The sequence below is a fragment of the Hydrogenophaga sp. genome (assembly GCF_026125785.1).
GTDB lineage: Bacteria > Pseudomonadota > Gammaproteobacteria > Burkholderiales > Burkholderiaceae_C > Hydrogenophaga.
In genome coordinates this window covers 1-1,594 of the sequence record NZ_JAHCKL010000045.1, presented here as the reverse complement: position 1 = coordinate 1,594, position 1,594 = coordinate 1, and the positions used below count along the sequence as shown (strand labels likewise).

Here is a 1,594-nt window from a genome sequence, read left to right as displayed (position 1 = left end):
CATGTGGTCATCGACGGCGCCTCCACCGATACCACCCTGGCGTTGATCCGCGCCCATGGGCGCCAGCCCCAGGTGCTGGTGTCGGAGCCCGACCGCGGCCTCTACGACGCCATGAACAAGGGGCTGCGCCTGGCCACGGGCGACTACGTGGCCTTTCTCAACGCCGACGACGTGTACGCCCGCACCGATGCGGTGGCCAGCATGGTGCACGCCTGCGCCGCCCACGATGCCGACGCTGCCTGGGCCGATCTGGTCTACGTGCGCCCCGATGACCTGGACGCCGTGGTTCGCTACTGGAAGGCGGAGCCGTTCCGTCCCGGCCTGCTGGAGCAGGGCTGGATGCCGCCCCATCCGACCCTGTTCGTGCGCCGCTCGCTGCTGCAGCAGCTGGGCGGTTTCGACCTGCGCTACCGGTTTCACGCCGATTTCGACCTGGTGGTGCGGATGCTGAGCCGGCCGGGGCTGCGCACCCACCACGTGCCGGGCATCCTGGTGCGCATGCGGGCCGGCGGGCACACCAACCGCTCCTGGCGCAACGTGGTCCGGGGCAATCTGGAATCCATGCGCATCCTGCGGACCCACAAGCTCAGGGGCGGCGGCACCATGCTGCTGCACAAGCTGCGTCACCGGGGCCTGCAGTTTCTGCGCCGTCCTGCCGATATGGGCTAGGGCCACCCGCCCCACCGTCCACCGTCTCCCTTCCGCAGGTATCCATGTCCAACTCCACCATCCTGGTCACCGGCGGCGCCGGTTACATCGGCTCCCACACCTGCGTCGCCCTGCTGGCGGCCGGCCACGAGGTGGTGGTGGTCGACGACCTGTCCAACAGCCACGAGGCGGCGATGCAGCGGGTGGAGGCCATCGCCGGCCGGACGCTGCATTTCTATCGCATGCGGGTGCAGGAGACCCAGCGCCTGTCGCAGATCATTGCCCGGCACCGGGTCGCGGCCGCCATCCACTTCGCCGCCTTCAAGGCCGTGGGTGAATCGGTGGCCAGGCCCCTGGACTACTACGAGAACAATCTGGGCAGCCTGACGGCCCTGGTGCGTGCCCTGGATGGCGCCGGTGCCCGGCATCTGGTGTTCAGCTCCTCGGCCACGGTCTACGGGGATCCGCAGCGGGTGCCCATCGTCGAGTCCGATCCGGTGGGCCCCACCAATCCCTACGGCCGGACCAAGCTCATGGCCGAACAGGTGCTGCAGGATCTGTCCCGGTCGGACCCGCGCTGGAAGCTGACCCTGCTGCGCTATTTCAATCCGGTGGGCGCCCATGAGAGCGGCATGATCGGCGAGGATCCCCAGGGCATCCCCAACAACCTCATGCCCTTCATCACCAAGGTGGCGGTGGGCGCCCTGCCGCAGCTGCAGGTGTTCGGCGGCGACTGGCCGACGCCGGACGGCACCGGGGTGCGCGACTACATCCACGTGATGGATCTGGCCCAGGGCCACGTGCAGGCCCTGTCCCGGGCCGGCGATGGCGGCACCCTGGTGGTGAACCTGGGCACCGGGCAGGGCTACAGCGTCCTGGACGTGGTGCGGGCCTTCGAGCGCGCCAGCGGCCGGCCGATCCCCTATCGCATCGTCGAGCGGCGGCC

Annotated in this window: 2 protein-coding genes; both read left to right on the top strand. The window is 69.6% G+C overall.

The features are described from left to right. The coding region (locus KIT53_RS20235) for a glycosyltransferase family 2 protein (protein ID WP_297756296.1) at positions 1-669 on the top strand (669 nt) is incomplete at its 5' end. Positions 670-713: 44 nt separating this feature from the next. Next, on the top strand, positions 714-1,594 hold an 881-nt coding region (galE, locus tag KIT53_RS20230; RefSeq protein WP_297756294.1), incomplete at its 3' end, for a UDP-glucose 4-epimerase GalE.